The 3,443-nt window shown below is 55.5% G+C and carries 5 protein-coding genes and 1 pseudogene; 2 read left to right on the top strand and 4 right to left on the bottom strand.

Features of this window, described 5'->3' with window-relative positions; genetic code table 11:
- Positions 1-189, top strand: a pseudogene (locus EOB49_RS24195) (SMC-Scp complex subunit ScpB); the annotation flags it as partial.
- Between the two features lie 529 nt (positions 190-718).
- Here EOB49_RS24195 and EOB49_RS24190 read toward each other — a convergent pair.
- Genes EOB49_RS24190 through EOB49_RS38805 form a run of 4 tightly spaced genes read right to left on the bottom strand, consistent with a single transcriptional unit; the run spans position 719 to position 1,991 of the window.
- Entirely contained in the window at positions 719-1,261 is a 543-nt protein-coding gene (locus EOB49_RS24190; RefSeq protein ID WP_127382441.1) for a hypothetical protein, read from the bottom strand.
- A gap of 14 nt (positions 1,262-1,275) precedes the next feature.
- On the bottom strand, positions 1,276-1,560 hold the full coding sequence (locus EOB49_RS24185; protein WP_063169433.1) for a DUF6804 family protein: 285 nt from the start codon (positions 1,558-1,560) through the stop codon (positions 1,276-1,278).
- Positions 1,561-1,612: 52 nt separating this feature from the next.
- Positions 1,613-1,852 carry a hypothetical protein gene (locus EOB49_RS24180; RefSeq protein ID WP_082826591.1) on the bottom strand — a complete coding sequence of 80 codons (240 nt, stop codon included), beginning with the start codon at positions 1,850-1,852 and terminating at the stop codon, positions 1,613-1,615.
- A gap of 28 nt (positions 1,853-1,880) precedes the next feature.
- Complete coding sequence (locus tag EOB49_RS38805) at positions 1,881-1,991, bottom strand: YHYH domain-containing protein (RefSeq protein WP_095770035.1); 111 nt, start codon at positions 1,989-1,991, stop codon at positions 1,881-1,883.
- A gap of 153 nt (positions 1,992-2,144) precedes the next feature.
- On the opposite strand from EOB49_RS38805, the gene EOB49_RS24170 reads away from it, so the two are divergent.
- Positions 2,145-2,585 (top strand): hypothetical protein, encoded by a 441-nt coding sequence (locus tag EOB49_RS24170; RefSeq protein ID WP_126066778.1) that lies wholly within the window; start codon positions 2,145-2,147, stop codon positions 2,583-2,585.
- Positions 2,586-3,443: the final 858 nt, after the last annotated feature.

The following is a 3,443-nucleotide window of genomic DNA, read 5'->3' as shown; positions in this document are numbered from 1 at the left end:
CCCTACACCTATGTGACGACCAAAACTTTTCTGTCGCAGTTCGGGCTCGACACGCTGCGCCAGCTGCCGGATTTCGAGGCGCTCGAGGACGCCGGGCTGCTGTCGAAGGAGAAGCTGCTGGCCGGTAACATCATCCCAGGGTTTGCAGATATCGACGATGATGGCGCCAGCGCCGCGCTCGACGAATAGATGATCCCATCACGGCGGGACACACGCGATCTCGCCGCTCGTCACATAGAAGATTGCGCCACGCACGCCGTCTGGTCTCGCCGTCTGGGTCCTTCGCGTGACGGAAGGGAGGTGGCGGCACGCGTCCGCTTGTCGATGAAGGATAAGCGAACAGGCAATTGATCGAGCCTGGTCGCACATGTCGATCACCATTGAGAGCTCTCGAAGGGAGAAAGTTCAATTGAACCACGTCTACCTTGAGCTTCTCGCGACGATTGAGGCGTTAAGATCCAGCCCATCGGGGCGACCATTCAGACGCTGATGGACAAGGTTCGCGACCTTTCACAGACGATCAAAGCCCTGAAAGACGATCTCCACCAGACAGCCGGCTATGGCCTGCTAAGAACCTAGCCAGCCGGCGAGTGCCCATCCCGGCCATTGTCAGCGAGGCGGCCATCCCAACAAGATCGCCTTGCCGCCACCGCCAATGGCGGATGCTGACAGCAGCGCCATAAGAACGCCAACGTAGATGGGGAAGATCATCCTCGGGCTATTCGTCCTTCCAAATGACAGTCTTCCCCCGAAAATCCCAATGAAATTTGAGGTTGGCTTTCAGTACCTCGGTGGGGATCCTCGGCTCGATCGCTGTGTGGAGAGCGTTATACGTTTCTCGGCAGAAGCTCGGCGGCGGGACATTCAGCTTGTACCCCGACGGGTACCTAAAATCTTGCTGAGAATTCATCAGGTCAAGGTTGTTGGCAATCATCTTCACGTTCCCAATCGGCGGCATTCCTAGGGCCACTGCGGCTTCGTAAATGTCCTCGATCTTGTGACCGAAGCCGAGCCGGAGACCGCGTTTCGACACGCCCTTTGAAGCTAGATACGCTTTCAAGAGGAGTTCTAGGGCATGCGAAAATAGAAAATAACGGGCAAAAAGATGCGCCTTTTCCGACTCCGAGCCTAGATGGTTGAAAGCCTCGAAGTACTCCTTCGTCCGCTCGAGGAGATCTCCCGCATAAAGCGCCAACGGCTGTGACACGGTGACCCTCGGGCGCGCCTTGACCTTCGGCGTCTCAGGTCCACTCTTGGCCATCTCAGATTATCGGCTTAATTCCGGTGCCGGTATGCGACAAAGCCGAACAGAGTAGCCGCTGCGACGTTGAAGATTGCCCACAGCTCGCGCGGCAAATGAACCGGCATGAACGGGTTGAAGATCGCTGCCGCTCCAAACAGCGCCCAAGCCAGGGTGCGATTTTCAGGGCCTGATCGCCACACCATGGCTCCGCAGTAGATCCCGGCGAAAAAGACCACCACGCGGAGGAATTGGTAATAGCCGTACGGCCATGGCGCTACCGCCAGCAGCGAGGCAATAGCTACACAGATGCAGACCAACCGGACCGTTCCGGCCGGCGTCGAAAAGCATTATTTTCAGCAAACTTGATCCTCAAACGCCCAGCACGGTTGTTAGTGGAGTTTCGGCGCCCGCCATATATTTGAAAAGCCAGATTGCCCAAGTGATCGGCCAAATGAACGCCAACATCGCATCCAGGCTCAAGTTAATCAGGATTTTTACGACCACTGATGCATGGCCCTGCCATGTGTCGACGACATTCATCACGTAGGTGATCGGCCCGCCCAGCATGAAGAGGAGGCCCAGCGGAGCTGACATGATGTTCTTCAGCATGTTTGTGTCCCTCAGAAAGGCGTGACCTTCAGTGACAGTGATACGCGCCGGTCTTATGGTTGGTATGGCAACCGTTGGCATCAGTGCCGCCACTGTGTGCAAACGCGCCGGTCGCGCAAGCGATTATTGCAGCGGCCATAGCCGCGAGAAATGTTGTTTTCATTTTATTGCCCTCCCAAAGTATTTCAGACAGAGCACTATTGCCGGTCGGGCACAAGCTGCTCGTGGCACTGTGAACACAAATAGGATAGATGCTCCTCTGTGCAGGCCAAGATCGGGCGAGGAGAATACTTTGGATGGATTGCGATTGATGCACGTCCCGTTGGCGATCCTGCTGACATGGCCAAGGGTGGCGACGGCAAATGAATGCCTCTCGAAGTACACCAAGACCGACGTCTGCGCCTACGCAAAAAAAATGCAAACCGAAATGGCTCCAGCATTGCCCATGCTGATCAGTTCGAACATCTCCGTTCGGAGCATCATCGCAATCGGGCCAAGGATCGTTTTCAACGCCACCTGGGCTCAGACCGATGCGGAAGTAGACGCCAAATTGTTGGCTGCTGGCGTCTCGCGGCCGGTCTATGTCCAGAAGATCGATGAAATGACCAAAAACTATGTCTGTCGTGCGGAGGAACTATCTGCCTTCGTTCGCCTGGGCGGTGAGATCCAGTACACGTATACGACTGTGGATAATTTCCCAGTCGCGAACCCGCTCGTAGCACTCTGTCCTTAGAGCATCGCAGCACGGCTCATGACATGACTAGTCGCGGCCGATCAACCAGTTGATCAGCAGCCATGATCATTTGTTGGAACTCAATTGAGCCTGATCCGCACTAGCAAGTGGATAGAAGTGAATGTGCGGTTGCCCTTTAGCTCTACTATGCATAGAAACCACTCTGCCGGGGGGCGTAAAGTTGGGGTTGTGAGTGCGTGGGCTCTAAATTCGAAAAACTAAATAAGTTGCGTGACTCACTGCGAGAATCCAACCACGATTTTCGGGCGAGCACTCAGCTATTCAACAGCCTGGACCCTGCCAAGATCGACGGCGACCTGGATGTCATTAACCGCGGAAAGCAGCGCGGCGAGGTGAACCAACCCCCGAAAACGGCAAAGAATCTCGACGATGTCGAACATGCCATCGTGGAACGCGTTGAGGATGAGAAGAAGGCTGCGCATCACACTCTTGAGGACAACCTGCAACTCCTTGGAGGTCGTCTTGCCGGCCTCGATTTCGAGGAACAATTCGGTCTAATCCGTCAGACGAATGCCGCTAGCGTTTCGGACTTCAAAGCCTCGGTCGCCGTGGGCCTCGATGAACTTCACGGCCTGAGAAGGGCCCTGAACGACGCCGAAAAAGAGCATGCATGGTTTAAGGAGAAGCACGGTCTCGTTCGTGCCGCGCGTGTGCAGCACGGTGCCGCTCACATTTTCCGGCTATCGCTTCTGCTATTTCTGTTTCTGGTCGAGACAGCGATGAACGGCAACTTCCTGGCCAAGGGCAATGAGCAGGGATTTTTTGGTGGCATCCTTGAGGCTGCGGCATTCTCTTTCATCAACATCGGGGCGGCTTTGCTCCTGGCGGTTTTCTGCG

This window comes from Mesorhizobium sp. M7A.F.Ca.MR.148.00.0.0, assembly GCF_003997735.1.
In the GTDB taxonomy this organism is placed as follows: Bacteria; Pseudomonadota; Alphaproteobacteria; order Rhizobiales; family Rhizobiaceae; genus Mesorhizobium.
This window is presented reverse-complemented; position numbering and strand designations above follow the sequence as displayed.

What these genes read in the sequence shown, in the direction of transcription:
- EOB49_RS24190 (WP_127382441.1), bottom strand. Translation starts at nt 1,261, where the DNA reads ATGGCCAAGAGTGGACCTGAGACGCCGAAGGTCAAGGCGCGCCCGAGG.
- EOB49_RS24180 (WP_082826591.1), bottom strand. Translation starts at nt 1,852, where the DNA reads ATGCTGAAGAACATCATGTCAGCTCCGCTGGGCCTCCTCTTCATGCTG.
- EOB49_RS38805 (WP_095770035.1), bottom strand. Translation starts at nt 1,991, where the DNA reads ATGGCCGCTGCAATAATCGCTTGCGCGACCGGCGCGTTTGCACACAGT.